Annotated in this window: 24 protein-coding genes and 1 other RNA gene; 14 read left to right on the top strand and 11 right to left on the bottom strand. The window is 67.7% G+C overall.

Annotated features, from left to right (window positions below):
- Nucleotides 1-139 precede the first annotated feature (139 nt).
- Nucleotides 140-982 (top strand): 3-methyl-2-oxobutanoate hydroxymethyltransferase, encoded by an 843-nt coding sequence (gene panB, locus D3H54_RS11540; protein WP_149379150.1) that lies wholly within the window; start codon nucleotides 140-142, stop codon nucleotides 980-982.
- Here panB and D3H54_RS11535 read toward each other — a convergent pair.
- A complete protein-coding gene (locus D3H54_RS11535; protein ID WP_149379149.1) occupies nucleotides 979-1,761 on the bottom strand; it encodes an enoyl-CoA hydratase/isomerase family protein in 783 nt (260 codons plus the stop codon). The genes panB and D3H54_RS11535 overlap by 4 nt on opposite strands.
- A gap of 10 nt (nucleotides 1,762-1,771) precedes the next feature.
- Nucleotides 1,772-2,395, bottom strand: coding sequence for a TetR/AcrR family transcriptional regulator (locus tag D3H54_RS11530; protein ID WP_286199212.1), 624 nt, complete (start codon nucleotides 2,393-2,395; stop codon nucleotides 1,772-1,774).
- Between the two features lie 136 nt (nucleotides 2,396-2,531).
- Between D3H54_RS11530 and D3H54_RS11525 the strand changes: the two genes are divergently transcribed.
- From D3H54_RS11525 to D3H54_RS11515, 3 genes are read left to right on the top strand one after another with little or no spacing between them, the layout of a single operon-like run.
- Complete coding sequence (locus D3H54_RS11525; RefSeq protein ID WP_149379147.1) at nucleotides 2,532-3,266, top strand: DUF1989 domain-containing protein; 735 nt, start codon at nucleotides 2,532-2,534, stop codon at nucleotides 3,264-3,266.
- Nucleotides 3,263-3,874, top strand: coding sequence for an urea amidolyase associated protein UAAP2 (locus tag D3H54_RS11520; protein ID WP_149379146.1), 612 nt, complete (start codon nucleotides 3,263-3,265; stop codon nucleotides 3,872-3,874). The genes D3H54_RS11525 and D3H54_RS11520 overlap by 4 nt, the downstream gene beginning before the upstream one ends.
- Entirely contained in the window at nucleotides 3,871-5,871 is a 2,001-nt protein-coding gene (locus D3H54_RS11515) for a 5-oxoprolinase/urea amidolyase family protein (protein ID WP_149379145.1), read from the top strand. The genes D3H54_RS11520 and D3H54_RS11515 overlap by 4 nt, the downstream gene beginning before the upstream one ends.
- A gap of 1 nt (nucleotide 5,872) precedes the next feature.
- Here the strand turns inward: D3H54_RS11515 and D3H54_RS11510 are convergent, their stop codons facing one another.
- Together D3H54_RS11510 and D3H54_RS11505 are read right to left on the bottom strand one after the other, a co-directional pair.
- Complete coding sequence (locus D3H54_RS11510; RefSeq protein WP_210419675.1) at nucleotides 5,873-7,192, bottom strand: NRAMP family divalent metal transporter; 1,320 nt, start codon at nucleotides 7,190-7,192, stop codon at nucleotides 5,873-5,875.
- Nucleotides 7,189-8,553, bottom strand: a complete 1,365-nt coding sequence (locus D3H54_RS11505) for a magnesium transporter MgtE N-terminal domain-containing protein (RefSeq protein ID WP_149379144.1) — start codon at nucleotides 8,551-8,553, stop codon at nucleotides 7,189-7,191. The genes D3H54_RS11510 and D3H54_RS11505 overlap by 4 nt, the downstream gene beginning before the upstream one ends.
- Nucleotides 8,554-8,854: 301 nt before the next feature.
- On the opposite strand from D3H54_RS11505, the gene D3H54_RS11500 reads away from it, so the two are divergent.
- The gene (locus D3H54_RS11500; RefSeq protein WP_149379143.1) at nucleotides 8,855-10,375 is read left to right on the top strand and encodes a CYTH and CHAD domain-containing protein; all 1,521 of its coding nucleotides are present in this window, start codon (nucleotides 8,855-8,857) and stop codon (nucleotides 10,373-10,375) included.
- Between the two features lie 578 nt (nucleotides 10,376-10,953).
- Entirely contained in the window at nucleotides 10,954-13,233 is a 2,280-nt protein-coding gene (locus D3H54_RS11495) for a fibronectin type III domain-containing protein (RefSeq protein WP_149379142.1), read from the top strand.
- Nucleotide 13,234: 1 nt separating this feature from the next.
- Here the strand turns inward: D3H54_RS11495 and rnpB are convergent.
- Nucleotides 13,235-13,637, bottom strand: an RNA gene (gene rnpB, locus D3H54_RS11490) — RNase P RNA component class A.
- A gap of 19 nt (nucleotides 13,638-13,656) precedes the next feature.
- Entirely contained in the window at nucleotides 13,657-14,277 is a 621-nt protein-coding gene (locus D3H54_RS11485; RefSeq protein WP_149379141.1) for an SAM-dependent methyltransferase, read from the bottom strand.
- 48 nt (nucleotides 14,278-14,325) lie between these two features.
- Between D3H54_RS11485 and D3H54_RS11480 the strand changes: the two genes are divergently transcribed.
- Nucleotides 14,326-14,895 carry a helix-turn-helix domain-containing protein gene (locus D3H54_RS11480; protein WP_149379140.1) on the top strand — a complete coding sequence of 190 codons (570 nt, stop codon included), beginning with the start codon at nucleotides 14,326-14,328 and terminating at the stop codon, nucleotides 14,893-14,895.
- 1 nt (nucleotide 14,896) lies between these two features.
- Here D3H54_RS11480 and D3H54_RS11475 read toward each other — a convergent pair whose 3' ends face one another.
- Genes D3H54_RS11475 through D3H54_RS11465 form a run of 3 tightly spaced genes read right to left on the bottom strand, consistent with a single transcriptional unit; the run spans nucleotide 14,897 to nucleotide 17,861 of the window.
- On the bottom strand, nucleotides 14,897-15,982 hold the full coding sequence (locus tag D3H54_RS11475; protein ID WP_149379139.1) for a bifunctional RNase H/acid phosphatase: 1,086 nt from the start codon (nucleotides 15,980-15,982) through the stop codon (nucleotides 14,897-14,899).
- 2 nt (nucleotides 15,983-15,984) lie between these two features.
- The gene (locus tag D3H54_RS11470; protein ID WP_149379138.1) at nucleotides 15,985-16,716 is read right to left on the bottom strand and encodes a zinc ribbon domain-containing protein; all 732 of its coding nucleotides are present in this window, start codon (nucleotides 16,714-16,716) and stop codon (nucleotides 15,985-15,987) included.
- Entirely contained in the window at nucleotides 16,713-17,861 is a 1,149-nt protein-coding gene (locus D3H54_RS11465) for a Nif3-like dinuclear metal center hexameric protein (protein ID WP_149383479.1), read from the bottom strand. The genes D3H54_RS11470 and D3H54_RS11465 overlap by 4 nt, the downstream gene beginning before the upstream one ends.
- A gap of 44 nt (nucleotides 17,862-17,905) precedes the next feature.
- On the opposite strand from D3H54_RS11465, the gene D3H54_RS11460 reads away from it, so the two are divergent.
- The 3 genes from D3H54_RS11460 to D3H54_RS11450 are packed head-to-tail and all read left to right on the top strand — an operon-like array spanning nucleotide 17,906 to nucleotide 19,891.
- A complete protein-coding gene (locus D3H54_RS11460) occupies nucleotides 17,906-18,577 on the top strand; it encodes an HAD-IA family hydrolase (RefSeq protein WP_210419674.1) in 672 nt (223 codons plus the stop codon).
- Nucleotides 18,570-19,073 carry a low molecular weight protein-tyrosine-phosphatase gene (locus D3H54_RS11455; RefSeq protein ID WP_149379137.1) on the top strand — a complete coding sequence of 168 codons (504 nt, stop codon included), beginning with the start codon at nucleotides 18,570-18,572 and terminating at the stop codon, nucleotides 19,071-19,073. Before D3H54_RS11460 ends, D3H54_RS11455 begins: the two co-directional genes overlap by 8 nt.
- Nucleotides 19,073-19,891, top strand: a complete 819-nt coding sequence (locus D3H54_RS11450) for an SURF1 family cytochrome oxidase biogenesis protein (protein ID WP_149379136.1) — start codon at nucleotides 19,073-19,075, stop codon at nucleotides 19,889-19,891. Before D3H54_RS11455 ends, D3H54_RS11450 begins: the two co-directional genes overlap by 1 nt.
- Here the strand turns inward: D3H54_RS11450 and D3H54_RS11445 are convergent.
- Entirely contained in the window at nucleotides 19,845-20,807 is a 963-nt protein-coding gene (locus D3H54_RS11445) for a cobalamin biosynthesis protein (RefSeq protein WP_149379135.1), read from the bottom strand. The two genes, D3H54_RS11450 and D3H54_RS11445, sit on opposite strands and share 47 nt — an antisense overlap.
- Nucleotides 20,808-20,852: 45 nt before the next feature.
- Here D3H54_RS11445 and D3H54_RS11440 point away from each other — a divergent pair, with 45 nt between their 5' ends.
- The 3 genes from D3H54_RS11440 to D3H54_RS11430 are packed head-to-tail and all read left to right on the top strand — an operon-like array spanning nucleotide 20,853 to nucleotide 23,821.
- The gene (locus D3H54_RS11440; protein WP_149379134.1) at nucleotides 20,853-21,668 is read left to right on the top strand and encodes an oxygenase MpaB family protein; all 816 of its coding nucleotides are present in this window, start codon (nucleotides 20,853-20,855) and stop codon (nucleotides 21,666-21,668) included.
- A 17-nt stretch (nucleotides 21,669-21,685) separates the two neighbouring features.
- Nucleotides 21,686-23,395 carry an amidohydrolase gene (locus D3H54_RS11435; protein WP_149379133.1) on the top strand — a complete coding sequence of 570 codons (1,710 nt, stop codon included), beginning with the start codon at nucleotides 21,686-21,688 and terminating at the stop codon, nucleotides 23,393-23,395.
- Between the two features lie 24 nt (nucleotides 23,396-23,419).
- Nucleotides 23,420-23,821 carry a VOC family protein gene (locus D3H54_RS11430; protein WP_149379132.1) on the top strand — a complete coding sequence of 134 codons (402 nt, stop codon included), beginning with the start codon at nucleotides 23,420-23,422 and terminating at the stop codon, nucleotides 23,819-23,821.
- Here D3H54_RS11430 and D3H54_RS11425 read toward each other — a convergent pair.
- A complete protein-coding gene (locus D3H54_RS11425; RefSeq protein WP_149379131.1) occupies nucleotides 23,812-25,254 on the bottom strand; it encodes a glycoside hydrolase family 183 protein in 1,443 nt (480 codons plus the stop codon). The genes D3H54_RS11430 and D3H54_RS11425 overlap by 10 nt on opposite strands.
- Nucleotides 25,255-25,458: 204 nt before the next feature.
- Here D3H54_RS11425 and D3H54_RS11420 point away from each other — a divergent pair, with 204 nt between their 5' ends.
- Nucleotides 25,459-25,695, top strand: coding sequence for a hypothetical protein (locus D3H54_RS11420; RefSeq protein ID WP_149379130.1), 237 nt, complete (start codon nucleotides 25,459-25,461; stop codon nucleotides 25,693-25,695).
- The last annotated feature ends 30 nt before the right edge of the window (nucleotides 25,696-25,725 follow it).

Below are 25,725 nucleotides of genomic sequence, written 5' to 3'. Positions count from 1 at the left end.
ACCGAGACCAGGTGTGAGAAAGTCCACTTCACTGTTCGTTCACCTTTGTGTGCGGTGGTGGCACACTTGATGGCGTCAAGCGAACCCGGGGACCCGGATGGGCCTCGAGGATCGGCAAAGACGATCACTAGGGACAAAGATGTCTGAACAAGCTGTCTACGGCGGCGCTTCCTCGTCGCCTGTTTCGCGCACGAAGGTCCGCACCCACCACCTGCTGAAGTGGAAGTCCGAAGGTCACAAGTGGGCGATGCTCACCGTGTACGACTACTCCACTGCCCGCGCCTTTGACGAAGCCGGAATCCCCGTGCTGCTGGTCGGCGATTCCGCGGCCAACGTTGTCTACGGCTACGACACCACCGTGGCCGTCTCGGTCGACGAGTTGATCCCCCTGGTTCGTGGTGTGGTTCGCGGCGCGGAGCATGCGCTCGTCGTGGCGGATCTGCCGTTCGGCAGCTACGAGGAAGGGCCCACCCAGGCCCTGCGCACCGCCACCCGCTTCATGAAGGAGACCGGCGCCCACGCGGTGAAGCTCGAGGGTGGTGAGCGGGTCGCCGAGCAGATCGCGACCTTGAGCGCCGCAGGCATTCCGGTGGTCGCCCATATCGGGTTCACCCCGCAGAGCGTCAACTCCCTGGGCGGGTTTCGCGTGCAGGGCCGCGGTGACGCCGCCGAGCAGACCATCCACGACGCGATCGCGGTCCAGGAGGCCGGCGCCATCGCGGTGGTGATGGAGATGGTGCCCGCCGAGCTGGCCACCCAGATCACCGGCAAGCTGACGATCCCGACCATCGGCATCGGCGCCGGGCCCAACTGCGATGCGCAGGTGCTGGTCTGGCAGGACATGGCCGGACTCACCAGCGGCAAGACCGCCAAGTTCGTCAAGCGATTCGGCGATGTCGGCGGCGAATTACGCCGCGCGGCAACGCAATACGCCGAAGAGGTGGCGACCGGCGCATTCCCGGCCGAGGAGCACAGCTTCTAGCCGAACTCCGGCGCGCGCTTGTTCAGGAACGCGTCGATACCTTCGCGGCCATCGGCACTGTCAGCGCACGCCGCGATCAGCCGGCCCTCCAGTTCCATCTGCTCCTCGAGGCCACTGCCGAACGTGGTGAGCATCAGCTTCTTGACCGCAGCACCGGAACCCTTTGCCGCAGAGGCGATCTCCTCGGCCAGCACCTGAGCGCGTGCCTCCAGATCATCAGCGGGGACAACCTCGGTGACCAGACCCCAGTCGGCGGCTTCGGCCGCCTTCAACGTCCGGTTGGTGAGCATGAGCTCCTGGGTGCGGCGCACGCCGATGATGCGCGGCAGGAAGAAGGAGGAGCTGCCGTCGGGGCTGAGCCCGGCTTTGGTGTAGGCCATGGTGAACGACGCGGTGTCGGCGGCCAGCACCAGGTCCCCCGCCACCGCGAGGCTGAACCCGGCACCCGCGGCCACCCCGTTGACCGCCGTGATCACCACGGCATCCATCCGGGCCAGCGTCGAGATCGCGCGGTGCAGATCGTCGGCGATGCCCTTGACGAATCGGCCCGGACCCAACGGGGATGCCGCCATCGCCTTGAGGTCTCCCCCGGCGCAGAAGAACCGGCCGGCGCCGGTGAGGACGACGGCCTTGATCTCGGGCACGTCGCAGCGGGCGGCGACCTGCGCGAGTTCGGCGGTCATCACGTCGTTCATGCCGTTGGCGGCCTCGGGCCGGTTCAGCACGATCCGCGCGATGGGACCGGCCTGATCGAAGGACAACGTCTGGTAGTCGCTCACGGCCGGAACGTTAGCAACCGAGGATTCGCAGGGCCGCATCGGCGATCACGGCGGGCGTCTCGGGCGTGCACTCCTCGTTGTCGGAGCGCCGGTTGATCACCGATTCGACAAGGCGGAACGGAAGGTCGTCGGCTTCGGCGATCCCGTCGCACTCGGCGATCACCTGCGCAGCGAGGGCTCGATACCGGCGCCGCAACTCCTCGCGGCTGGCCCGGAATTGCGCGAACCGCTCGATACGCAGTTCCGGCAGCAGGTAGAGCGCACCCAGATTCCAGCGGCTGGCGCACAGCTGCGAGCAGTCCGCGACCACCAGGGCTCGCAGCCGGTCGCTGGCCGGGCCGGGACCGGTCAGCAGCTCGTTCGCCAGCCGCAGAGCCTCGTCGACCGTTCCGGCCAGCAGGGCATCGAGGATGTCGTCCTTGGTCGCGAAATGGTGGTATAGCGATGCCTGGCGGATACCGACCGCGTCGGCGATCCGCCGGGTCGACGTTCCCGCGTATCCGATCGTGGTGAACAGTTCGGCGGCGGCGTCCAGGATCTCCTCGCGGGCGGTGTTGCCGGGCCGGCGGGCCTGTTCGAGCCGGGGCCGGCCGCGCCCGTCGTGGCCCTGGCTGCGCATACGCCATTCTGGCATTCACCGTCGGCGGCCGAATACCTGTCACTTGATCGAAATCCAGTCAACCCAGTCTTTACACCGTCGACATTCCCCGGGAACGGCACGTGAGAAAACTTTCACTTGACAGGTAATCGGCTGACTCAGGAGTGCCACGATGACAACCGCGTCGACCGACGGCGCCCGCTCGCATGCACGTTCCCAAGCGAGCGATGCCAGCATGCGGGTGCCGGTCCTGCCCGACGGAGTGGACGGCACCCGGCTGCGCTGGGCCGAGTCCGTGCCAGCGGAGTCCTACGCCACCCGGGTGCTCGGCCGCGGAACCCGCCTGCGCCTGGCAGATCCCGAGGGCGGCGCCTGCGCGCACCTGATGCTGTTCCGAGCGGACGCCTCCTGGGAGCGGCTCAACGTCGCCGACACCATGAAGGTCCCGTGGCAGGCCTACCTCGGGCTGCGCCATCCGCTGCTGTCCGATCAGGGTCGCGTGTTGGCGACGGTCGTGGCCGACAGCTCAGGCCACCACGACCTGCTGTGCGGGTTGCCGGCCGCCGGCCAACCGAAGATGCTGCTCGCCGCGATCAAGCACGGGATGGACATTCGCGACGTCGCACCGTCGGCGACCCTGTTCGAGGGTGTCCGCGTCGAGGACACCGGCGCGCTGACGTTCACCGGATCGGCCGGCCCCGGCACGGCGGTGGAACTGCTGATCCATCTGCCCGTCATCGTCGCGGTGGTCAACACCGCCCACCCGCTGGACCCGCAACCCGCGGTGACCGCTCTCGACATCGTGGCCTGGCGTGCCGACGAGGAGCTGACCACCCCGGTGAACACCGATCCCGAATACCTGCGAGCTCTGTTCAACACCGAAACCACTTGGGCGGCAGCACAATGATTCTCGACGAAATCGTCGCGGCACGCGCGCCGTGGTCGGCCATCTTGCGGGCCGGTCAGTGCCTGCAGATCATCGATCTGCACGGCAACCAGGCGGTGGACACCCTGTTCTACGCCGTCACCGGTGACCGTGTCGACCCGGCCGGCCGGTACAGCGCGCAGGCCACCATTGCCGCGCAGCGCAACATCTTCCTGACCACCGGCTCGGTGCTGCGGGCCGCCGACGGCAGGCCGTTGGTGACGATCGTCGCCGACGAGGTGGGCAACCACGACACCATCGCCGGCGCCTGCTCCAAGGAGTCCAACACCTTGCGGTACGGCCATCACACCGTGCATCAGCACGCCTGCGCCGAGAACTTCCTCGCCGAAGCCGCCAAATGGGGTATGGACAAGCGAGACATCGTCTCCAACGTCAACTTCTTCATGAATGTGCCCGTCGAGGCCGACGGCACATTGGGCATCGTCGACGGCCTGTCGGCGCCGGGCAAGTCGCTGACCGTGCGTGCCGATACCGACACGCTGGTGCTGGTGTCGAACTGCCCGCAGATCAACAACCCCTGCAACGGATTCGACCCCACCCCGGTGCGGATGGTGATCACCGACTCATGACGAACCTCGAAGTGCAGCGGCCGGGTCTGCTGACCACCGTCCAGGATTGGCCCGGCCGCGTCGGCTACTGGCATGTCGGCGTGCCGCCGTCGGGGCCGATGGACGATCTGTCGTTCCGCGTCGGCAACCGGGTGCTCGGCAACCCCGAGGGCGCCGCCGGCCTCGAATGCACGAAAGCCGGTCCCGCACTGCGCTTCCCCGACGGTGCCCGGGTGTGCGTCGCGGGGGCGGCCGCCCCGGTCACCCTCGACGGCGAGCCGGTGCCGCAGTGGCAGTCGGTACCGGTACCGCCGGGCGGGGTGCTGGACATCGGAGTCGTCGACGGTCCGGGCATGCGCTGTTACGTGCTGATCGCCGGCGGCGTGCGTGAAGCCGAATACCTCGGTAGCACAGCAACATTCACGCTGGGATGCTTCGGCGGCCACGAAGGTCGCCCACTGCGCACCGGCGACAGACTGACCATCGGTCACGATCCCGGACCTGCGACGGCTCGGCCGGCCCGTGCCGCCATCGACGAGCAGCCCGCGATCGGTCACCGCTGGCAACTCGCGGTCACCGAAGGTCCGCACGGTGCGCCGGAATTCTTCACCCGCGCCGACATGGCGACGATCGTCGGCACGGACTACACGGTGCACTTCAACTCCGATCGCACCGGTGTCCGCCTCGTGGGCCCGAAGCCGCAGTGGGCCCGCACCGACGGTGGCGAAGCCGGTCTGCACCCGTCGAACATCCACGACAATGCCTACTGTGTCGGAACTTTGGATTTCACCGGCGACACCCCGATCCTGCTCGGCCCGGACGGCCCCAGCCTCGGCGGGTTCGTCTGCCCGGTCACCGTCGTGCGCGGCGACCGCTGGAAACTCGGACAGATGGCACCCGGCGACACCGTGCGGTTCGTCCCGGTGCGCGCCGACCGAGCTCCCTCGCTGGGCAGTATCGGTGCCGACCGGCGGGCGTCGATGCCGCTGGTGATCTCGACCTCCAGCGACGCCGATGACGGTGTGCTGACCCGATTCGTCGGCGCCGAGGGCACCGACGTCACCGTGCGGCGTGACGGCGACGGCGGTGTGCTCGTCGAATACGGGCCCATGGTGCTCGACCTGGCGATGCGCGCCCGGGTCCACGTTCTGTACGAATCACTCTCGGCCAGTGCGGTTCCCGGTGTCACCGAACTGACCCCGGGCGTGCGATCGCTGCAGGTTCAGTTCGATCCGGCCGTGCTCAGCGCGTCGGAGTTGGTCGACCTGCTGGCCCGCACCGAGGAGGCACTGCCCGCGACCGATCAGCTCGTGGTACCCAGCCGCACCGTACGCCTGCCGTTGTCGTGGGATGATCCCGCCACCCACGAGGCAATTCAGCGCTACATGCACGGTGTGCGCGCCGACGCCCCGTGGTGCCCGTGGAACATCGAATTCATCCGGCGCATCAACGGTTTGGCCGATGTACAGCGGGTACACGACACCGTCTACGACGCCCAGTATCTGGTGCTGGGCCTCGGCGACGTCTACCTCGGCGCACCGGTGGCCACCCCGCTGGATCCCCGGCACCGGCTGGTGACCACCAAGTACAACCCGGCGCGCACCTGGACACCGGAGAACGCCGTCGGGATCGGTGGGGCCTATCTGTGCATCTACGGCATGGAGGGCCCGGGCGGCTACCAGTTCGTCGGCCGCACCACCCAGGTGTGGAACCACCGTCATCCGGAGGACTCGCGCTCGTTCGAGCCCGGAACACCCTGGCTGCTGCGCTATTTCGACCGGATCAGCTTCTATCCGGTCAGCGCCGAGGAACTGCTGGACCTGCGCGCCGACATGGCCGCGGGCCGCGGTGCCGTCGACATCGTCGATGGCACCTTCTCGATGCCGGACTATCAGCGCTTCCTGACCCTCAACGCCGACGGCATCGCCGAGTTCCGGGCCCAGCAGGCCGAGGCTTTCACCGCCGAACGCCGGGCCTGGGATCAGGCCGGCGAGTTCGCCGGTCAGCTGGCCAGTTAGGTCACACCGAACCAGCCCAGCACCGTCCAGCCGAGCAGCAACAGCGACATCGCGCTGACGCGACCACCGCGACGGTGGCGACGACCCGGAACACCGGCCGGTTGACCGCGTCGCCGAGCACCGAACGCCGATTCGTCAGCACCAGGATGTACACCAGGATGACGGGCGTGATGATTCCCTGCAGAACCTGAGTCCCGATGAGCAGGCTGATCAGGTTCACCGGGGTCAGCGCGATCGCGGCACCCAGCACGATCTGAAAGGTGAACAGTCCCAGGAACAGTGGCGCCTCGGTGAAGCGCCGTGATACCGAACGTTCCACACCGACGGCTTCGCTGATCGCATAGCTGCTGGACAGCGGAACCACCGCCCCGGCCAACGCACTCGCGCCGAGCAGGCCGACGGCGAACAGCGCGACCGCACTGTTGCCGGCGACCGGCCGCAGCGCCTCGGCGGCTTCCTGAGCCGAATCCAGCGGTCCGCGTTCGCCGATGGCGGCGCCGGTGGCGATGATGATGGTGATCGAGATGATGCAGGCGAACACCGCTCCCACCACCGCGTCGATCCGCGCGGTGCGGAAGTTGTCCGGACCCACACCGCGATCCACCACCTCGGCGGCGGCATAGAACTGCATGTAGGGCGACACCGTGGTGCCGATCAGGGCGACCCCCAGAAGCAGGAATTCACTGGACATTTCGAAGTGCGGGACGACGAGGTTGGTCGCCACGTCTTTCCAGTCCGGATGCCCCAGGATGGCCGCCACCGGGTAGGCGAAGAACGCCAGCGACAGGACCAGGAAGATCCGCTCGGCGTAACGGTAGGAGCCGAACAGCACCAGACCCCAGATGAGCACCGCGGCAAGAGGTACCACCCAATACCGGCTCACACCCACCAGTTCGAACGCCGCACCGATACCGGCGAACTCGCTGACCACCAGTCCGGTGTTGGCCAGCAGGATGCACAACAAGGCGAGCGCGGTCAGCCGCAGCGAGAACTGTTCGCGGATCAGCGCCGCGATCCCCTTGCCGGTGAAGGTGCCCAGCCGCACCGACATCTCCTGCACCAGGACCAAGGCCACCGTCACCAGGACCATGAAAAAGAGTGTGCGATAGACGAATTGCGAACCGGCGCTGGAATAGGTGGCAATCCCGGCGGCATCGTTGCCGGCGTTGGCCGCGATGAGGCCGGGACCCGCGATCGCCAGATACCCCAGCACTCGGGCACCTCCGGGCACCCGCGTGATGACGCTGGCCGCGCGGTGTCGCCAGCCCACTTCGGCCGGCGTCGGCGGCGTGACCGCCGGGCGGGTGTCTTCGGCGGTCATGACAGCAACCTCGGGAAGTGGAACCGGCCCCGTTCGGGCAGCAGCGCGTCGAGCACATCGTCGGCGAGAATCCGTCCGATCGGCAGGCCTTCGGAGTCGACCACCAACAACGATGCCCGCCTGGTCTTCACCAATTGCGCTGCAACCTCACCGACGTTCGCGTCGGAGGACACCGTCAACGGCGGCGGGTGGCCCTCCGCATCGAGCACCTGGGCGATCGTGTCGTCGTCCGGATAGGCGATCAGATCGAACAGCGGCAGGTCGGCGACCAGGAAGCCGTCCTCGTCGTAGATGAGGACGCCGTCGATTTCCGCCCGGTGCTCGCGGTGCCCGGCGACGATCCGTTCCACCTCGCCGATGGTGTTGGTGATCGACGCGCGCGCCAGGACGCTCGTCATGAATCCGCCCGCGGTGTCCTCCGGGTAGGTCAGCAGCGCGGACAACTCCTGAGCCGACTGCTGCGGCATCCGGCGCAGCAGTTCTTCGCGCTCGCCGGTGGACAGGTCGCGCAGCGCGTCGACGGCCTCGTCGGGCTCCATGGCGGCGACCAGGACAGCGGCCCGCTCACGGGGAGCCTCCCGCAGGAGCGCTTCCAACTCGTCGGGTTCCATCTCCTCGAGCGCGTCGGCGGCGGCGTCGGGACCGAGGCGGTCCAGGAGCTGCTGGCGTGCCGGCCGGGCCAGATCTTCGAGCAGATCCGCCAGATCGGCCGGCGCCAGCCGGCGCAGTTGCTCGTCGGTGGTGCGCAGATGCACCGCCGCCGGCGACGCGGTCACCTCCCCGAATGGCGCCACCGCCGCCCAGTCGATGACCCGTTCCGGCGTCGGCCTGCCGCGCCAGACCCGCGGCCCGAGACGGCGGAGCAGGGTGGCGAAACTGACATCCAGCCCGACGAGCCGGAACTCGTCACCCATCCGCGCGAGATAGAGGTCGGCCGCGCGGAGCACCTGGCGCCCTTCCAGATCGATGAGCTGGTGGTCCATCACGTCCTCGGCCAGCAGCACCTCACCGGGGCGCCGGGCGAAATCGCGCAGATCCATTCGCGCCGTTCGCAACCGCACTGCGCGCGGGGTGATCTCGCCGATGGCGTCCGCCGGCAGAAAACTGCGCCGCGAGCCCACCCGCACCAGCAATCCGGTCACCGGCGGATAGTGATCCTCGGGATGCATGTGGGCGATCAGGTCGACCACCCGGCCGAGGAGTTGGCCGGCCTGATTGGACACCGGTGCGCCCACCAGCCCGGCCACCGACACCACCGCCTGTTGGACACCACGGCGGGTCGACAATCGTTGGGCGCGAACGGCCCCCCGCCTGCGCAGCCCATTGCCCGCCCCGCCCAAAGCGCCTAGTACATCGGACATTTCACACACTCCTACCGACACGAACGGCCGCGCAACGGCCAACGATGGGCGTGCGACGACGTCAGGAAAAGAAGATGAAGGAAGTGGACGGCGGGGCGCTCAGCGCCCGCAGTCAGCGACGATGACTACTCGGAGGTTCACCAAGCATCGGTGATCACCTCCTGAGGATCGTGCGGTCACGATGACGGTCGAATATTACCCAACAGACACCTGCAACGCCGGAAGTGCCAGCGAGCTCACAGGTCGCGTTCAGCTCGTGACGACGGCCCCCTGTTCACCTGGGTGTGACACCCTAGGCGGCATGGGTTCGGGTACTGCAGGCAAGAATCGCCATGTCGAGGTGGAGCGCAAGTTCGACGTCCCCGCGGGGGCGACGCTGCCGTCGTTCGACGGGCTCTCGGCGGTGGCGCGCGTGGAGCGCCAACCCGCGCAGTCGCTCGACGCCGTGTACTTCGACACCCCGGGGCGCGACCTCAATGCCCATCGGATCACGCTGCGCCGCCGTACCGGCGGCCCCGATGCGGGCTGGCACCTGAAGCTGCCCGCCGGGCCTGACGCGCGAACCGAGGTGCACGCGCCGCTGGACAGCTCCCCCGAGGGCGGCGAGTCGGTGCCCATCGATCTGCTCGACGTCGTGCTCGCGGTGGTACGGGACCGCCCGCTGGCCCCGGTGGCCCGGATCTCGACGACGCGCAACGTGGTGCTGCTCTACGACGGGGACGGCGCGGCGCTCGCCGAGTTCTGCGACGACGAGGTGAGCGCGTGGGCGCTCGGGGCCGGCGGCGAGGCCGGGGAGGAACAGCGCTGGCATGAGTGGGAGCTGGAGCTGACCGACGGTGAGATGGACGGCGGGCGCGACCTACTGAAGCGGCTGGGCAATCGGCTGCTCGACGCCGGGGCGGTGCCGGCGGGCCACGGATCGAAACTGGCGAAGGTGCTGGAGACGGCGGGTACGGCAGCGGAGGTGTCCGACGAGGACGACGCGTCCCGCGATCCGGTGCACCAGGCGGTCGCCGAGCAGGTCGGCGAGCTGCTGGTGTGGGACCGCGCGGTGCGCGCCGACACCTACGACTCGGTCCATCAGATGCGGGTGATCTCCCGCAAGATCCGCAGCTTGTTGCAAGCGTCCGAGGACTCCTTCGGGTTGAGCGATGACGCCTGGATCCTCGACGAGTTGCGCCAGCTGGCCGGTGTGCTGGGTGTCGCCCGCGACGCCGAGGTGCTCGCCGAACGGTACGAGGCCGCGCTGGCCGCCCTGCCGGCCGACTTGGTCCGCGGCCCGGTGTACGAACGTCTGGTGTCCGGGGCTCAGCGCAGCTATCAGGCCGGCCTGCGGCGCTCGCTGAGCGCGATGCGCTCGACTCGGTACTTCCGGCTGCTCGACGCGCTGGAGGCACTGGTGGCCGCGCAACCGCCACAGGCGGCACCGGGTGAGGAGCCCAAACCGGTCAGCATCGACTCGGCGTACAAGCGGGTGAACAAGGCGGCCAAGAACGCCGCGCAGGCCACCGAGGACCGCGACGAGGCACTGCACCGAATTCGCAAGGGCGCCAAGCGACTCCGGTACGTCGCCGCGGCCACCGGCGAGCCCAAGGTGTCGGACCGGGCCAAGACCATCCAGACTCTGCTCGGCGATCACCAGGACAGTGTGGTCAGCCGCACGCATCTGGCCCAGCAGTCGCTGGCAGCGCACGCCGCGGGCGAGGACACCTTCACCTACGGCCTGCTCTATCAGCAGGAGGACGACCTCGCGAACCGCTGCCGCGAACAGCTCGACGATGCGCTGAGCGCACTACGGAAGACGTTCAAGAAATCGCACTAGCGCCGTTGAAGGGTGCCCGGGCCGAGCGAGTTGGCCACTGAGCCCGACTGTGCAGCGAAGAATTACCGACACCTGTCATCGATTGCTTGGTGCCGTAGGGGTACCGCGATCCGACCCCTGAGGCGCCTGCCGACGAGAGCATCCTGCACTTCTCGGCGGCCGGGTGCGGAAACTGCCGCCGGCGACGAGCACGACCGACCATGCACCCTCTACATGTAGTTATGTTGCGAACGTCGCATCTTTCTGACGAACGCAAACAAATTTGACGTGCTGGACCATAAAACCGGCAGCTGTGAGCTTCCTGTGCTTACTATCAGTCGATTTACATTTTGCTGAATCTCGAGAATCAACACACCGACCGGACCACAGCAACGCATTTTCGGGGGATCATGCTCTATTCACGCTACGTCGGCCGCGTCGGCGCACTCGCTGTCATGCTCGGAGTGGGGACCGCGCTCGCGACTCCGGCATGGGCCGACAACGGCCCTTCGAGGGCTGACTCGTCTGATTCATCCACCGCGGCGGGACAGCGGCACGGTGCTCAAGCCGATTCCAAACGTCGTACGCCCCCTGGAGGCTTGGGAAAGGCGAACAAGAGCCCCAAGAAGTCGAGCGGCGTCGGCGTCGTGACGGCGGCCCGGCCGAAGCCCGAACCTGCGCCGACTGCGGAGCCGCAACCGGCCGCCACGCCCGCCATCGCACCGGCCACAACCAACGGACCGCAGCCCGTCATCGCAAAGCTTCCCAACTCTGCTGAAACGGATCCCGTTGTCCCACAGTCACCGTCGGTATCAACGAACCCGAAGGCCGCCCAAGCGGTGGCACGTGTTACCGGGCTCAACGCCGTGGTTCCCCTGCTACCTCCAGGTCCCGGCGCCCCAGCTCAACTGCAATCTCTGTGGGTGATGCTGGGAGTCGCTCGCCGCCCAACTGATGACGGCCAATCCGCTGCGACGATCGCCCCGGCAGCGGCTACGACCACGGTCCCGATCAGCACCTGGAGTCAGCTGGGAATTGAGGTTGCGAAGTACGGCGGTTACATGTCGTTTCCGACGGCGGGTCCGACTCAGAACGGAGTTCCGGCGACGCTGGACGACACGTCATGGACGCTGAAAAATACGTATCTGGGCAGCTTCGACGACGCCTACACAGACGACTCTTTAGTGACTCAGACGACGTACACCTACTCGACGCCGTACTCCCAGAACCCGTTCGTCCAATCCCAGCTGAAAAACCGGGCTATAGAGCTGCACCTGACCTACTCCGCGTCCAACTACACCGCGTGGCTGGTGGCGACATCGCCTACGGACCCTTCGGCCATCACCGGCGGGAAACAACTCACCATCGGCGACGCGATCGTCCACCCCGCACCCATCATCGCGCTCGCCCCTGATGGCAATGGCGGCTTCACTCTTGCGATGCCGGCGACGACGGATCCCAGCTGGCAGAGTTCGTACTCGGTCGTCATCCTGCCGAAAAATATCGTGCCCGTCTTCCCCGGTGGCGACATCACGGCGCCGAAAGCCCCAACCATCGCCACCTCGAAGCTCACCCCTTTCAGCGTGACGCTGAAACCGTCGGGAAGCACCGACGACGTCGCGGTCGTGGGATACAACTATTACCGCGTCTCCTCCTATGACGACGGTCACGGCGGTATCTTCACCACCATCGTCAAAGCGAACGGAACGGCCGTAGCGACCGGGACGACGTTCGTCGATACGGCAGTCGAACCCGATACCACCTACGTCTACACCGCTCGGGCAGTCGATGCCGCGGGGCACGAAAGTCTGGACAGCCCAGCTCTTCTGGTGAAGACCCCGGCCGAGGACACCGAACCGCCGACCGCGCCGACGATCACCGCCGGCACCATTACGACGACGACTGCCACCCTGTCCGTCTCCGGTAGCACGGACAACGTCGGGGTTGACGGCTATGACATCTACCGCGATGGCCTACAGATCAATGTCGCGCCCATCAAGGCGGGTCAGAGCTTCGTCGATACCGACCTCACGCCGGGAACCGAATACGCCTACACGGCCCAGGCTTTTGACGCCGCAGGTAACTACAGCGACGAGAGCGTGGCCATTCTGGTGACCACGACGGGCAGCACGGGCGGCGGTGGCGGCAACGGCGGAGGAGGCGAAGAAAAGCCGCTGCCCGTACCGAAGCTCACGAGGTCCGAGGTCACGGATCAGTCTGTTGTGCTCACGGTGTCGGCAGGTGCAACCGACAGCCGAGTCGTCAGCTATTGGATCTACCGCGACGGCCAACTGATCGCCCAACTGCAAAACAGCGGTGAGTCCTACACCGACCAAAACTTGGACTCCGATGTCACCTACACCTATACGGCGAAAGCCATCGACGCCGAGTTCGCCGGAAGCGGGTTGAGCCGATCGCTCACCGTCACTACGTATTCCACGAACGAATGGGAATACCTGCATGGCAAGGACGACTCGATCTGGGAGAAGACCTGGGAGAGGTTCAATACGTACTTCGGCTGGATCCCGTTGATCGGCGACGGGCTTGCCGCGGTGAGCCTGGGCATCGATATCGGTCAGCTCTTGAACGCAATTGCGAGCAAAAGCAAGCATCAGATCTACGACGAAGTCTACGACCTCATGGGCGACGCGATCGGCTTCATCCCTATCCTTCCCATATTCAAGAACTTGGACAAAACCTTGGCCGATGAAATTGCGGAACTCGATGGCGGCCGCACCAAGAAGACGGTACAGAGCATCGCCTGGCACGCGGCAGAACTGATTTACGACAAGATCGTGCGCCCCCGAATCGAGAATGCTTCGGCTGAGCTGAAAGCTGCAGTCAAAGCTCAGATTCGACTTACCGGCCAACCGGCGTGAGCGAACGAGTTGGCCTGTAAGCCGGATTCTGTCCCGTCCGCCCCGGCTGACCGGGGCAGGACGGTGGCGACCATCCATCTGGGCACACCGTCACCGGGTACCTCGAGCGGCCTACCCGCAGGCTCGGGCGAGCAGCCCTCGATCGCCTGCGCAGCCGCACCAGGTGCGGCCTCTTGGCCTTGCTTCGGGTGGGGTTTACCAAGCCATCCCGGTCACCCGGAATGCTGGTGCGCTCTTACCGCACCGTTTCACCCTTACCGCCCCAGCCCAAATAACAGGCGTGGGCGGCGGTCTGTTTTCTGTGGCACTGTCCCGCGAGTCACCTCGGATTGCCGTTAGCAATCACCCTGCTCTATGAAGTCCGGACTTTCCTCGACTTGCGTCGCGGCCGCCCGGCCAACTCGTTCGCCTGAACACGGTAGCTCATTTGCGGCGCAGCTGGATGATGTTGTCGTCCAGGGTGGCGTGCTGGCCTTCGGGCCCGACCACGTCGCGCTGGGCGGCCCCCACCCGGACCCTCTCCCACTCGGTGTCGTCGAGGGCCAGGCCGGCCAGCACCTCTTCGGGAGCCGGGAATTCGTGGTGCTGGATCTCTTCCGGCGCCCACGACGGTGCTCCCCCGTGGTCGACGATCAGCAGCGTTCCGCCGGGCGCCACCGTCGTCGCCGCGCGGCGCAGAATCGCGGGCCGGTCCATCTCCAGGGTGGTGTGGAAGAAGTGCGCCGACACCAGATCGAAGGGCCCCTCGGGCAGCGTCTGGGTCAGGTCGTGCTGCTGAAAGTCGATGCGGTCGGCCACTCCTCGTGCTGCCGCATCTTCCGCAGCACGGGCCAGGGCGGTGGTGGACACGTCGACGGCGACGACGTGCCAGCCGTGCTCGGCCAGCCACATCGCGTCGCCACCCTCGCCGCAGCCCAGATCCAGTGCGCGCGAACCGGTCAGCGGCTCGACGATTTCGGCAAGGCGCGCGTTGGGCTGCCCACTCCAGATCCGCGGCTTCTCCGCGTAGCGCGTCTCCCAGTGAGTGTGGTGATCAGCAGTCATGCCCATCAGCTTGCCGGTGCCGTCCCCGTAATGGCAATGTCTTTTGCCATGCAGGCAAATGATGACGTCGATCTGCGAGTGCGCAGGCGGCTGCGGGAGTTACGTGGCCGGCTCGGTCTGACGCTGGAGGATGTCGCATCCCGGGCCGGTATCGACGTCTCCACGCTGAGCCGGCTGGAATCCGGCAAGCGCCGGCTGGCCCTCGATCACCTGCCCCGGCTGGCCGCGGCGCTCTCGGTCAGTGCCGACGAGCTGCTCGGCGCACCCCCGGCCACCGACCCCCGGGTGCGGGCGGCGTCGCACACCCGGCATCTGGTCACGTACTGGCCGCTGACCCGCCACAGCGGGGCGGGCGGCCCGCAGGCCTTCAAAATCCGGATCAACCCGCGTCGGCGCACCCCGCCGGCCGACTTGCCCACTCATGAAGGGCAGGAATGGCTTTACGTGCTGTCCGGGCGCCTGCAACTGATCCTCGGCGAGCAGCATTTCGTCATCGAACCCGGTGAGGCTGTGGAGTTCAGCACCTGGACACCACATTGGTTCGGCGCCGTCGACGGTCCGGTGGAGGCGATCATCCTGTTCGGCCCGCACGGCGAACGGGTGCACATGCGGGATTAGGTCAGGCCAGATACGACGTCTGGTTCACCAGCCGCACCGAGGCGCCGCCGTCGGGATAGAACTCCGCGATGCTCAGCGACGCGAGGTCGAGGTGCAACCGGTGCAGGATGCTCGGCCCGGCGTCGAGCGCCAGCCGCAGCAGCGTCTTGATCGGCGTCACGTGCGACACCACCAGCACGGTGGAGCCCGGATGCTCGGCGATGATGCGGGTGCGGACCCGCTGGATCCGCTCCTCGACGTCGACGAAGCTCTCCCCGTCCGGCGGGCGCAGACCGGTGTCTCGCAGCCAACGGCCGTGCAGCTCCGGGTCGCGCTCTCTGGCCTCGGCGAACGTCAGGCCTTCCCAGGCGCCGAAGTCCGTCTCGATCAGCTCATCGTCGACCGTCACCTGCAGGCCCAACGCCTTGGCAGCGGCCGACGCGGTGTCGTAGGCGCGCTGCAACGGTGAGCTGATCACCACGTCGACGCCGCCGCCCCCGGCCACGTAGTTCGCGGCGGCCTCGGCCTGGCGTCGGCCGGTGTCGGTGAGTTCAGGGTTGCCGCGGCCCGAATACCTTCGCTGCCGGGAGAATTCGGTCTGGCCGTGCCGCAACAGCAGCATGCGGGTCGGCGCGCCCTGGTTGCCGGTCCACGCCGCAGGCGGTACGGCGACCGCACCGGCCGGCGGGTCGGCCACGGTTGTCTGCTGTCCGCGGTCCATGGCCTCGTTGGCCAGCCGGTCGGCGTAGGAGTTCGCCTCGCGCGGAATCCATTGGTAGGTCACCGAATCGAACGTCGAGGCCAGTGCGCGCGCCTGCTGGTGCAGCTCGGCCATCGCGGCGTGCTTGACCTTCCACCGTCCGGACATCTGCTCCACGACGAGCTTCGAATCCATCGACACGGCAACCTCGTCGGCCCCGAGGCGGCGGGCCTCCTCCAAGCCTGCGATCAGCCCGCGGTATTCGGCGACGTTGTTGGTGGTGATGCCGATCGCCTGACCGTGCTCGGCCAGCACGCTCTGATGATCGGCCGACCACACGACACAGCCGTAGCCCGCCGGGCCGGGGTTGCCCCGGGACCCGCCGTCGGCCTCGATGAGAACGCGCACGGCTACGCCCCGCCGATGCGCAGCAGGATCGCCTGACACTCGGGGCAGCGGATCACCTCGTCCTCCGGCGCCGCCGAAATCCTGGCCAGCTCACCGCGATCCAGCTCGATGCGGCAGGCTCCGCAGCGCCGGCCCAGCAGCCGTGCGGCGCCGACACCGGATGTGGTCCGCTGCCGCTCGTAGAGCGCGATCAGGCCCGGGTCGAGCCCGGCCACGATCGCGTCGCGCCGGGCTCCGCGATCGCCGCGCACCCGTTCGACATCGGACAGCGCTTCGTCGCGGTTGTGTCCGGCAGTGGTCAGATTGGCTTGCAGCGCTCCGGCTTTCGCCTGCTCCTCGGCTTGCTCAGCGGCCAGCTGCTCGCGGCGTTCCATCACTTCGAGCAGCGAGTCCTCCAGGCTGGCCTGTCTGCGCTCCAGTGTCTCGAGTTCGTGCTGCAATTCCTCGAGCTGCTTGGGGTTGACGGTGCCGGAGTCCAGCAGTTTGCGGTCCCGGTCCTCACGCTGGCGCACACCGTCGATCTCGGACTCGAATCGGGCCACCTGGCCGTCGATGTCCTCGATCGCGATCGCCAGGGCGGCCAGCCGGTCGGCGGACGCCCGCTGCTCACCCAGGGCCGTGTCGTATTCCTGTTGCTCGGCCAGGTTGGCCGCCCGATGGGCCAGCCGCGCCAACTCGGCATCCAGCTCGGCCAGCTCCAGAAGCGACCGTTGCTGTGCCAGTTCAGCTTTCACGAAATGCCTTTCGGTGATTCGATGTTCCACGGATCGGTGCGCAGGTCGCAGACGCGGACCGGTAGCGCTGCCCCGAAATGGTCGTGCAGTACCGCGGCGGCCTGTGGGCACCACGGATACTCGCTGGCCCAGTGCGCGACATCGACCAATGCAACGTCACTGCCACGGCGGTGCTCGTCGGCCGGATGGTGGCGCAGGTCGGCGGTGACGTAGGCGTCCACGCCCGCGGCGGCGGCCGCGCTCAGCAGTGAGTCGCCGGCTCCACCGCACACCGCCACCCGGCTCACCACGGCGTCCGGATCCCCCGCTGCCCGAACCCCCCACGTCGTCTGCGGCAGTACCGAGCCGACGCGGGCGACGAAATCGGCGAATCGCAGCGGCTCGGCCAGCGTCCCGATCCGGCCGATGCCCACCCCGGTCGGCAGAGCGGCCAGGGGTAGCACGTCGAACGCCGGTTCCTCGTACGGGTGGGACGCGCGAACAGCGGCCAGCACCTGGGCCCGCAGCCGGGCCGGGGCCACCACCTCCACGCGGTCCTCGTCCACCCGCTCGAGGGATCCGATCGTTCCGATCGCCGGTGCCGCCCCGTCGAGCGGCAGGAACTGCCCGGCGCCTGCCACGCTCCAGCTGCAGTGCGAATAGTCGCCGATGTGGCCCGCACCCGCGGCGAACACGGCGTCGCGGACGGCGGTCGCGTCGGCGGTCGGGACGAAGATCACCCATTTGTCGATGTCGGAGCCCGCGCTGATCGGGTCGAGCACGCCGTCGACCGTCAGCCCGAGGACTTCGGCCAGCGCGTCGGACACTCCCGGGTTCGCCGAGTCGGCGTTGGTGTGCGCGGTGAACAGCGCGGCACCGGCCCGGATGAGCCGGTGGATCAACCCGCCCTTGGGCGTGCTGGCCGCCACGGTGTCCACTCCGCGCAGGAGCAACGGATGGTGCGCCAGCAACAGACCCCGCGAGCCGACCGTCGCGGCGACCTCCGCGGTGGCGTCCACAGCCACCGTCACCGAGTCGACGACGTCGTCGGGATCGCCGCACACCAGGCCGACGGAGTCCCAGCTCTGTGCGAGACCAGGCGGGTAGGCGTCGTCGAGCACGGCGATGATCTCCGCCAGTTTGACGCCCGCCGCCGTGTGTTCCACCACGCCAAGAACAGTAGTGCTCAGCGATCGGCAACAATGGACCGGTGACCAGCACGGCTTCCGACACCCGCCCGCAGTTGGTGATCTTCGATCTCGACGGCACCCTCACCGACTCGGCAGAGGGCATCGTGGCCAGCTTCCGGCATGCGCTGGCCGCGGTTGGAGCCGATGCACCCGGCGGCGATCTGACCGGCCGGATCGTCGGCCCCCCGATGCATCAGACGCTGAGCGGACTCGGCCTCGGCGAGCGCGCCGACGAGGCGATCGCGGCCTACCGGGCCGACTACACCAGCCGGGGCTGGGCGATGAACAGCCTGTTCGACGGCATTCCGCAGCTGCTGGCCGACCTGCAGGCGGCCGGAGTGCGCCTGGCGGTCGCGACCTCGAAGGCCGAGCCCACCGCGCAGCGGATCCTCGAGCACTTCGAGCTGGCCGGCTACTTCGATGTGATCGCCGGCGCCAGTGTCGACGGGGTCCGCTCCAGCAAGGCCGACGTGCTTGCCCATGCGCTGGGTCAGCTCCAGCCGTTGCCCGAGCGGGTGATCATGGTCGGCGACCGCGCCCACGACGTGGAGGGTGCCGCCGAGCACGGCATCGACACGGTTGTGGTGGGCTGGGGCTATGGCGCCGACGACTTCCGCGAACCGCAGCTGGCGCAGGCCGCGGCCGCCCATGTTCCGACCGTGACCGCGCTGCGCGAGGTGCTCGGTGTCTGATCAGGTCCCGCTCATCCACGTGACGTTCGTCTGCTCGGGCAACATCTGCCGCTCGCCGATGGCCGAGAAGATGTTCGCCCACCAGATCGAGCAGCGTGGCCTGGGGCAGCTGGTCCGGGTTTCCAGTGGCGGAACCGGCGACTGGCATGCCGGTGATCCGGCGGACGCACGCGCCAACGCCGTCCTGCGCGACCACGGGTATCCGACCGAGCACAGCGCGGCGCAGGTGAGCGACGATCATCTGTCCGCCGACCTCGTGGTCGCGCTGGGACGCAACCACCTGCGGATGCTGACCCACCTCGGGGTGGAGCCGGACCGGGTGCGGCTGCTGCGCTCGTTCGACCCCCGCTCGGGTGCGCATGCCGACGACGTCGAAGACCCGTACTACGGCGGCCCGGCGGATTTCGAGGAGACGTTCACCGTCATCGACGCCGCCCTGCCGGGTCTGCATGCCTGGGTCGACCAGCGGCTGTCCGGAGAGGGTCTGACCGGCTGATGAAGCGTTGGACGTTCCTGCTGCGCCCGGGCTGGATTGCCCTGGCGCTGGTGGTCGTCGCGTTCGCCTACCTCTGTTTCACCGTGCTGGCGCCGTGGCAGCTGGGTAAGAACACCAAGACGTCGCGGGAGAACAATCAGATCGCCTCCTCGCTCAACGCTGAGCCGGTTCCGGTGACAACGTTTCTGCCGCATCAGGATTCGTCGGCACCCGACGATCAGTGGCGGCGGGTCACCGCGACCGGGCGCTACGTGCCGTCCGCCGAGGTGCTGGCCCGGTTGCGGGTGGTCGGTGGCGCGCCGGCGTTCGAGGTGCTGGTGCCGTTCATCGTCGACGGCGGTCCGACGGTTCTGGTGGACCGGGGCTATGTGCTCGCCGTGCAGGGCTCGAAAGTGCCCGACATCGCGCCGGTGCCGACCGGCACGGTGAGCATCACGGCGCGGCTGCGCGATTCGGAGACCGCGCCGCCGGACAAGCCGCCGTTCACAGAAGGCGGCTTCACCCAGCTCTACGCGATCGACACCAAGCTGGCCGGCGCGACCACCGGGGTGCCGGTGGCGGGCTCCTATCTGCAGTTGGTGGAGAACCAGCCGGGTGGGCTCGGCATCGCCGAACTGCCGCACCTGGATGCCGGGCCGTTCCTGTCGTACGGCATCCAGTGGATCGCATTCGGCATCGTCGCCCCGATCGGGTTGGGCTACTTCGCCTATTCGGAGATCAAAGCCCGCCGCCGGGAGAAGGCCTCTGCCGCACAGAACCCGTCGGCACCGGTCACCGTCGAGGACAAGCTCGCCGACCGTTACGGCCGACGGCAGTGAACCCGACCGCGAGCACCGCGGCGGCGAGCTGAACCACCCGCGACAGGCGCACCGAGCGGCGTAGGTCCTCGATGCCCGGGACACTCCCCTCGCCGAGGGTCGGGCGGATCTCCAGCTGGTGGTGATATTGGGTGGGGCCGCCGAGGCGCACACCCAGCGCTCCGGCGAATGTCGCTTCGACCACACCTGCGTTCGGGCTGGGGTGCCGGGCCGCGTCGCGGCGCCACGCCCGCACCGCCCCGGCCGGCGAACCGCCGACCAGTGGTGCGCACACCACCACCAGCACGCCGGCCACCCGCGCGGCCCCGAAGTTCGCGATGTCATCCAGACGTGCTGCCGCCCAACCGAATCGGGCATACCGCGGCGAGCGATGCCCGATCATCGCATCCAGTGTGTTGACTCCCCGATACACCAGCACACCCGGCACTCCCCCGGCCGCGGCCCAGAGCAGCGGCGCGACGTGCGCGTCGGAGGTGTTCTCGGCCACCGACTCCAGAGCCGCCCGGGCCAGTCCGTCGGTGTCGAGTGCCGACGGGTCGCGTCCGCACAGCGACGGCAGCAGCGCCCGGGCACCGTCGATGTCGCCGGCGGCGAGCAGGTCGGCCAGTTTCTCGCCGGTGCGGCCCAGCGTCGTTCCGCCGAGTGACGCCCAGGTGGCGGCGGCGGTCACGGCCGCCAGCACCGGGCCGCGGGTACCGCGCTGCAGCAGCGTGCCGGCCACGGCCAGCCCGCCCAGCAGCACACCGGTGTGCACCGCCCCCGCTGCCCGGCTGTCGCGGTAGGTCAGCTTCTCGAGTGCGGCTGCACACCAACCGAACCCCGCCACCGGATGGCCGCGGACGGGGTCGCCGAAAGCCAGATCCGCGAGCTGGGCGGTCAGGATGCCGACACCGCGGTACCGTCTGCGCGCAAACACCCCGGCACTCTCTCACACGTGATGTACTGCCCTCATGAGGCCGCGATGACGCGACCCCCGACGCGGGTCTCGGACTTGCTCAACCCGGCCGCGGTGCTGGCGCCCGCCGCCAACGTCATCATGCAACTGGCCCACCCCGGCGTCGGTTACGGAGTGCTGGAGAGCCCGGTGGACAGCGGCAACGTCTACAAGCATCCGATCAAGCGGGCCCGCACCACGGGCACCTATCTCGCCGCCGCGACCATCGGCACCGACGCCGACCGAGCGCTGATCCGCGCGGCAGTGGATACCGCGCACGCCAAGGTCCGTTCCACCGCGTCGAGCCCGGTGTCCTACCGCGCCTTCGACCCGAAGCTTCAGTTGTGGGTGGCGGCCTGCCTGTACCGCTACTACGTCGACCAGCACGAGTTCCTCTACGGCCCGCTCGACGACGCCGCCGCCGACGCGGTGTATGCCGACGCCAGCCGGCTCGGCACCACGCTGCAGGTACGCGAGGGCATGTGGCCTGCCGACCGCGCCGCCTTCGACGAGTACTGGAAGCGGTCGCTGGACGATTTGTCGATCGACCCGCCGGTCCGCGAGCATCTGAAAGGCGTTGCCGGAATGGCATTCATGCCCTTCCCGATCCGGGAGACACTCGGCCGGTTCAATCTGTTCGCCACCGTCGGTTTCCTGCCGTCCGAATTCCGGACGATGATGCGGCTGCCCTGGAGCGCCGGACAGCAGCGCCGCTTCGAGTGGCTGCTCGCCGCGCTGCGGCTCGCCGACCGGTTGATCCCGCACCAGGCCTGGATTTTCGGGTACCAGCTCTACCTCTGGGACATGCGAGCCAGGGCGCGCCGGGGACAGCGGATCGTCTGATACCACCAAGGGGTCACATGTCCAGCAAAATCCTCACCGCCGCAACGGTCATCACGATGGATCCCGACCAGCCGCGGGCCGAGGCCGTCGCCGTGTCCGACGGGGTGATCGTGGCGGTCGGATCATTGGCGCAGTGCCAGGCGCGATGCCCGGACGCCGAGGTGATCGACACCGGTGCGGCCGCCCTGTTGCCGGGATTCGTTGAACCGCATAGCCATCCGGTGATGAGCGGTGTCGCCACCCAGCCTCCGGCCCGCTCGATTGCACCATGGGACGCACCAACCTGGCAGGATGTCGAGGCGATCTTCGCCGATGCGGTCGCCACCACAGATCCGGCCACCCCGCTGTTGTTCGCGGGCTTCGACGCATTGCTACACAAGCGTCCCTCCCCGAAGGTCGCCGAACTCGACCGGATCTTCGGCGAGCGGCTCGCGGTGGTCACCGACAATTCCGGCCACGGCGTGTATTTCAACACCGCGGTGATGAAGGAGCGCGGCTGGGATGTCACTGCGCCTGCCGATCCGGTCGGCGCCCACTTCGGCCGAAATCCCGACGGCAGCCTCAACGGTCAAGGGTTCGAGACCGCGGTGCTGCTCGCCGTCGCCGGGCCGATCCTGGCCCAGCTGGGCAACCCGCTGGTCAGTGCGGCCGAGTACTACGCCTGGATGTCACGCGGCGGGTACACCTCGACCTCCGACATGACCTACGACCCGAAGTTCAAGGGCGCCTACGAAGCGCTGGCCGCAACACCGTCCTGCCCGCTTCGGGTGAGCATGTGGGAGATGTCGACCACCGACACCTACAACAATGCCGAAACCTTCAGCGTCGCTGAGCAATTACTCGTCAAGCAAGGCGTCAAACTGTGGACCGACGGCTCGCCCTGGATCGGCAACATCGCGATCTCCTTTCCCTATCTGAGCACCGAAGCGACCAGAACCGCCGGCATCGACCCGGCGGTGGCCGGTGGGCCGCAGTCGATGAACTACACCCTCGAACAGCTCGACACCGTCCTGGATGTCGCTGCTCCCACCGGCTGGCAGATGGCCTTCCACGCCAACGGCGATCTCGCCATCGACTTGGCACTGGACGCCTATGAGGGCGCCCTGAATCGCCACAATCTCGTAGGTAGCGACCATCGTTGGCGTCTGGAGCATCTCGGGGCGGGCACCCGCGAACAGTTCGACCGGGCAGCACGGCTCGGCGTGCACGTCTCGATGGCGCCGTTCCAGTACTACTACTGGGGCGATCTGCTGGACGGGCAGATCTTCGACTACGAGCACGGCAGCCGGTGGGGAGCTTTCGCCGACGCGGTGGCCTCGGGTGCGGTGGTCTCGCTGCACAACGACGGGTCGGTATCGCCGCCGACCCCGGTGCTCAATATCCAGACCGCGGTGACCCGGCGCACCCGGGCCGGCAGCGTTCACGGCGCCGAGCAATGCATCAGCCTCGACCACGCCCTGCGGGCGCACACCATCAACGCCGCCCGGACGCTGCACCGCGACAATCTGATCGGCTCACTCGAGGTGGGTAAGCTCGCCGATTTCGTCGAGCTGGCCGCCGACCCCTACGCGGTGGATCCCGCCGAACTGGCGGACAAGGCCACCGTGAGCGGCACCTGGTTGAGCGGCGAGCGTATCGATCTGGGCGCGTTCGTCGGCGCGGTCAGCGGCACCGATCCGGGTCCGCATGAACATTTGTCGGACCATCCCCGTCATACGTGTTGTTAGACCCACCACCAGAAAGGTTGTCCCATGTCGTTTCCCGCTCTTGCCCACGTCGCGGTCACGGTGCGTGACCTATCAGTGAGCGTGCCCTGGTACCGAGCTCTCATCGGCTCGGATCCGGTGCTCGACGAGGACACCGATGCCGGCTTCCATCATTCGGTGTTTCTGCTGGACAACGGAACCCTGTTCGGGGTGCACCAACACACCACCGCGCCGTCGGATCAGCCGTTCAGCGAGCACAACGTCGGCCTGGATCACATCGGTTTCGGTTGCGCGGAGCGCGCCGACCTCGAGCGCTGGCAAGCCCGTCTCGACGAGCTGGGCATCAGCCACGGCGGAATCGTGGACGCGGACTACGGTTCCGGGCTGAGCTTCCGCGATCCCGACGGCATCACGCTGGAATTCTTCGCGCCGGCCGCTCAGGCCTGAGCCTCGGCGCCGCCCAGCGTCGTCTTCATCAGCAGCACGTTGTAGCTTCCCCAGACCGACATGTTCCAGTAGATGTCCTGGCCGGTGGACCACGGGTCCATCATCGGGGCGTAGAGCCCCGGATACTGCACCGAGGTCACCAGCGTGGTCGGCGCCGACCAGGTGCCCTGCGGTGTGTCGGCGGTGCGGATGATCACGCTGCCGACGCTGCTCGAGTACATCGCCACGTACTTGTTCAGATAGGTGTTGTACTGCACCGACAGCTCGCTGACATGCCCGCTGGGGCCGCCCACTCCGAAGACACCGGCCACCCAGCTGCCGAAGAACAAGCCCAACTGGCCCAGGATTCCGCCGGCGTACTGGTTGCTTCGGGTGGTCGGCAGGATGGGCACCGCGGCGCCGGGCTTGCCCGTCACCCAGTCGGTGCCGTTCCAGTACTGGTATTTCGTCAGATCGAGGATGTCGGTCTCACTGACCCGTGACAGATACGCCGATCCGAGCCGACCCGACGGTGTGCCATAGGAGAACACGTAACCCGCATCCGGCGAATCCGCGGGTGGCTTCACAAAGGCGCCCTGCTGAAAGTTCTGATTTCCGTAAACGAATGGGGTGGACGAGCGCAGCCAGCTCGCGGCCCGGACGGTCTGCGGCGCCACCGTCCAGTTCTGACCGTTGTCGTCGGAGTAGGCGATCGCGGAGTAGTTGGTGGTCCACGCGCCGCCGAAGTCCCAGGACCGCACCGACATGAAGTTGACGTACTGGCGCGCGCCGTACTGGTTGTCGTACGGCACCGAGATGGCCGCGGTCGGAATGACCGTCACCTGGGAACCGAACGGGCCGAGAGTGCGGGCGCTGCCGGCAATCACCTGTTTGGACATGCCCGGCGAAGCCAGCGGCGACCCGGCGAACGGGTCGGTGGTCGAACCGGGTGCGAACACACGGTTGATCGGGTCAGCGGTTCGCAGCAATACGTTGGAGCGCCAGTTGCCCGTCATGTTGGGGCCGCTGAAGGTGTCGCCGAAGATCATCAGCACCTGACGCTTGTCCCCGGCCATGCCGTTGTCCCACATGATGCCGACGTCGGTGCCGTAGACACCGAATCTGCCCGGGGTGGAGGTGTTGGGTCCGGTCACCCAGCCGACCTTGGTGGTGACCGGTGACGTGGCGACGGCAGCCGCGCTCGTGCGTGTCGTGACCACCCGAGTTGGGTTGGCCGGCAGCGTCTTTGACGGCCGGGACACGGCGGCGACTTTGGGTTTGGTTCGCTGCGCATGGCCGATTGCCGAGCGGGAGGCCGACGTCGAGTGCGTTGCCGAGGATCCGGACTCCGCCGAGTCGGCCGACGCGACGCCACAGCCCGCCGTCACCGCGGCGCCGACCCCGAGCGCCACCGCAAAGCCGCCGATTCCCCCGATATACGCCGCTGTACCCATGGCGCCCCCTGTCGTTGCCCATCCAGTATTTGCCGATCGGGCGCCGAATGGGGGGATATCCCCCGATCGGTGGATCCACGATTCGTCCCGGTCACCATCCGCTCGGCGGACAGACGAGTGGTGTGGCCGAGCGCACTATTCGTTTCGAGCCTCGCTCAACCGGAGCGGACCACACACCACAGAACTGACAACTCGGAGGACACGATGACTGCACAGATCTCGAAGCGTGCCACAGGACTTTTCGCCAGTGCCGTCGCCGCCGGCGCGCTGGCCCTGGGCCTGGGCTTCGCCCCCACCGCAAGCGCAGCCGACGGCTGCGGCATCGGTTACCACCTGGATGGACCCAACTGCGTCCTGAACGTGCCCGGTCCGGGCGCTCACTTCATCAGCCCCAACTGCTGGATCAACGTCAACAACGACGAACGCTGCTACGCACCGTAACCCCGGAAGGGATAATTCCGACGCTCGATC

Source organism: Mycobacterium sp. ELW1 (genome assembly GCF_008329905.1).
GTDB lineage: Bacteria > Actinomycetota > Actinomycetes > Mycobacteriales > Mycobacteriaceae > Mycobacterium.
Note: the sequence above shows the minus strand (reverse complement) of the source record. Positions and strands in the feature narration are given on the sequence as shown.

What these genes read in the sequence shown, in the direction of transcription:
- panB (WP_149379150.1), top strand. Translation starts at nt 140, where the DNA reads ATGTCTGAACAAGCTGTCTACGGCGGCGCTTCCTCGTCGCCTGTTTCG.
- D3H54_RS11530 (WP_286199212.1), bottom strand. Translation starts at nt 2,395, where the DNA reads ATGCCAGAATGGCGTATGCGCAGCCAGGGCCACGACGGGCGCGGCCGG.
- D3H54_RS11525 (WP_149379147.1), top strand. Translation starts at nt 2,532, where the DNA reads ATGACAACCGCGTCGACCGACGGCGCCCGCTCGCATGCACGTTCCCAA.
- D3H54_RS11520 (WP_149379146.1), top strand. Translation starts at nt 3,263, where the DNA reads ATGATTCTCGACGAAATCGTCGCGGCACGCGCGCCGTGGTCGGCCATC.
- D3H54_RS11515 (WP_149379145.1), top strand. Translation starts at nt 3,871, where the DNA reads ATGACGAACCTCGAAGTGCAGCGGCCGGGTCTGCTGACCACCGTCCAG.
- D3H54_RS11510 (WP_210419675.1), bottom strand. Translation starts at nt 7,192, where the DNA reads ATGACCGCCGAAGACACCCGCCCGGCGGTCACGCCGCCGACGCCGGCC.
- D3H54_RS11505 (WP_149379144.1), bottom strand. Translation starts at nt 8,553, where the DNA reads ATGTCCGATGTACTAGGCGCTTTGGGCGGGGCGGGCAATGGGCTGCGC.
- D3H54_RS11500 (WP_149379143.1), top strand. Translation starts at nt 8,855, where the DNA reads ATGGGTTCGGGTACTGCAGGCAAGAATCGCCATGTCGAGGTGGAGCGC.
- D3H54_RS11485 (WP_149379141.1), bottom strand. Translation starts at nt 14,277, where the DNA reads ATGACTGCTGATCACCACACTCACTGGGAGACGCGCTACGCGGAGAAG.
- D3H54_RS11480 (WP_149379140.1), top strand. Translation starts at nt 14,326, where the DNA reads ATGCAGGCAAATGATGACGTCGATCTGCGAGTGCGCAGGCGGCTGCGG.
- D3H54_RS11450 (WP_149379136.1), top strand. Translation starts at nt 19,073, where the DNA reads ATGAAGCGTTGGACGTTCCTGCTGCGCCCGGGCTGGATTGCCCTGGCG.
- D3H54_RS11440 (WP_149379134.1), top strand. Translation starts at nt 20,853, where the DNA reads ATGACGCGACCCCCGACGCGGGTCTCGGACTTGCTCAACCCGGCCGCG.
- D3H54_RS11435 (WP_149379133.1), top strand. Translation starts at nt 21,686, where the DNA reads ATGTCCAGCAAAATCCTCACCGCCGCAACGGTCATCACGATGGATCCC.
- D3H54_RS11430 (WP_149379132.1), top strand. Translation starts at nt 23,420, where the DNA reads ATGTCGTTTCCCGCTCTTGCCCACGTCGCGGTCACGGTGCGTGACCTA.
- D3H54_RS11425 (WP_149379131.1), bottom strand. Translation starts at nt 25,254, where the DNA reads ATGGGTACAGCGGCGTATATCGGGGGAATCGGCGGCTTTGCGGTGGCG.
- D3H54_RS11420 (WP_149379130.1), top strand. Translation starts at nt 25,459, where the DNA reads ATGACTGCACAGATCTCGAAGCGTGCCACAGGACTTTTCGCCAGTGCC.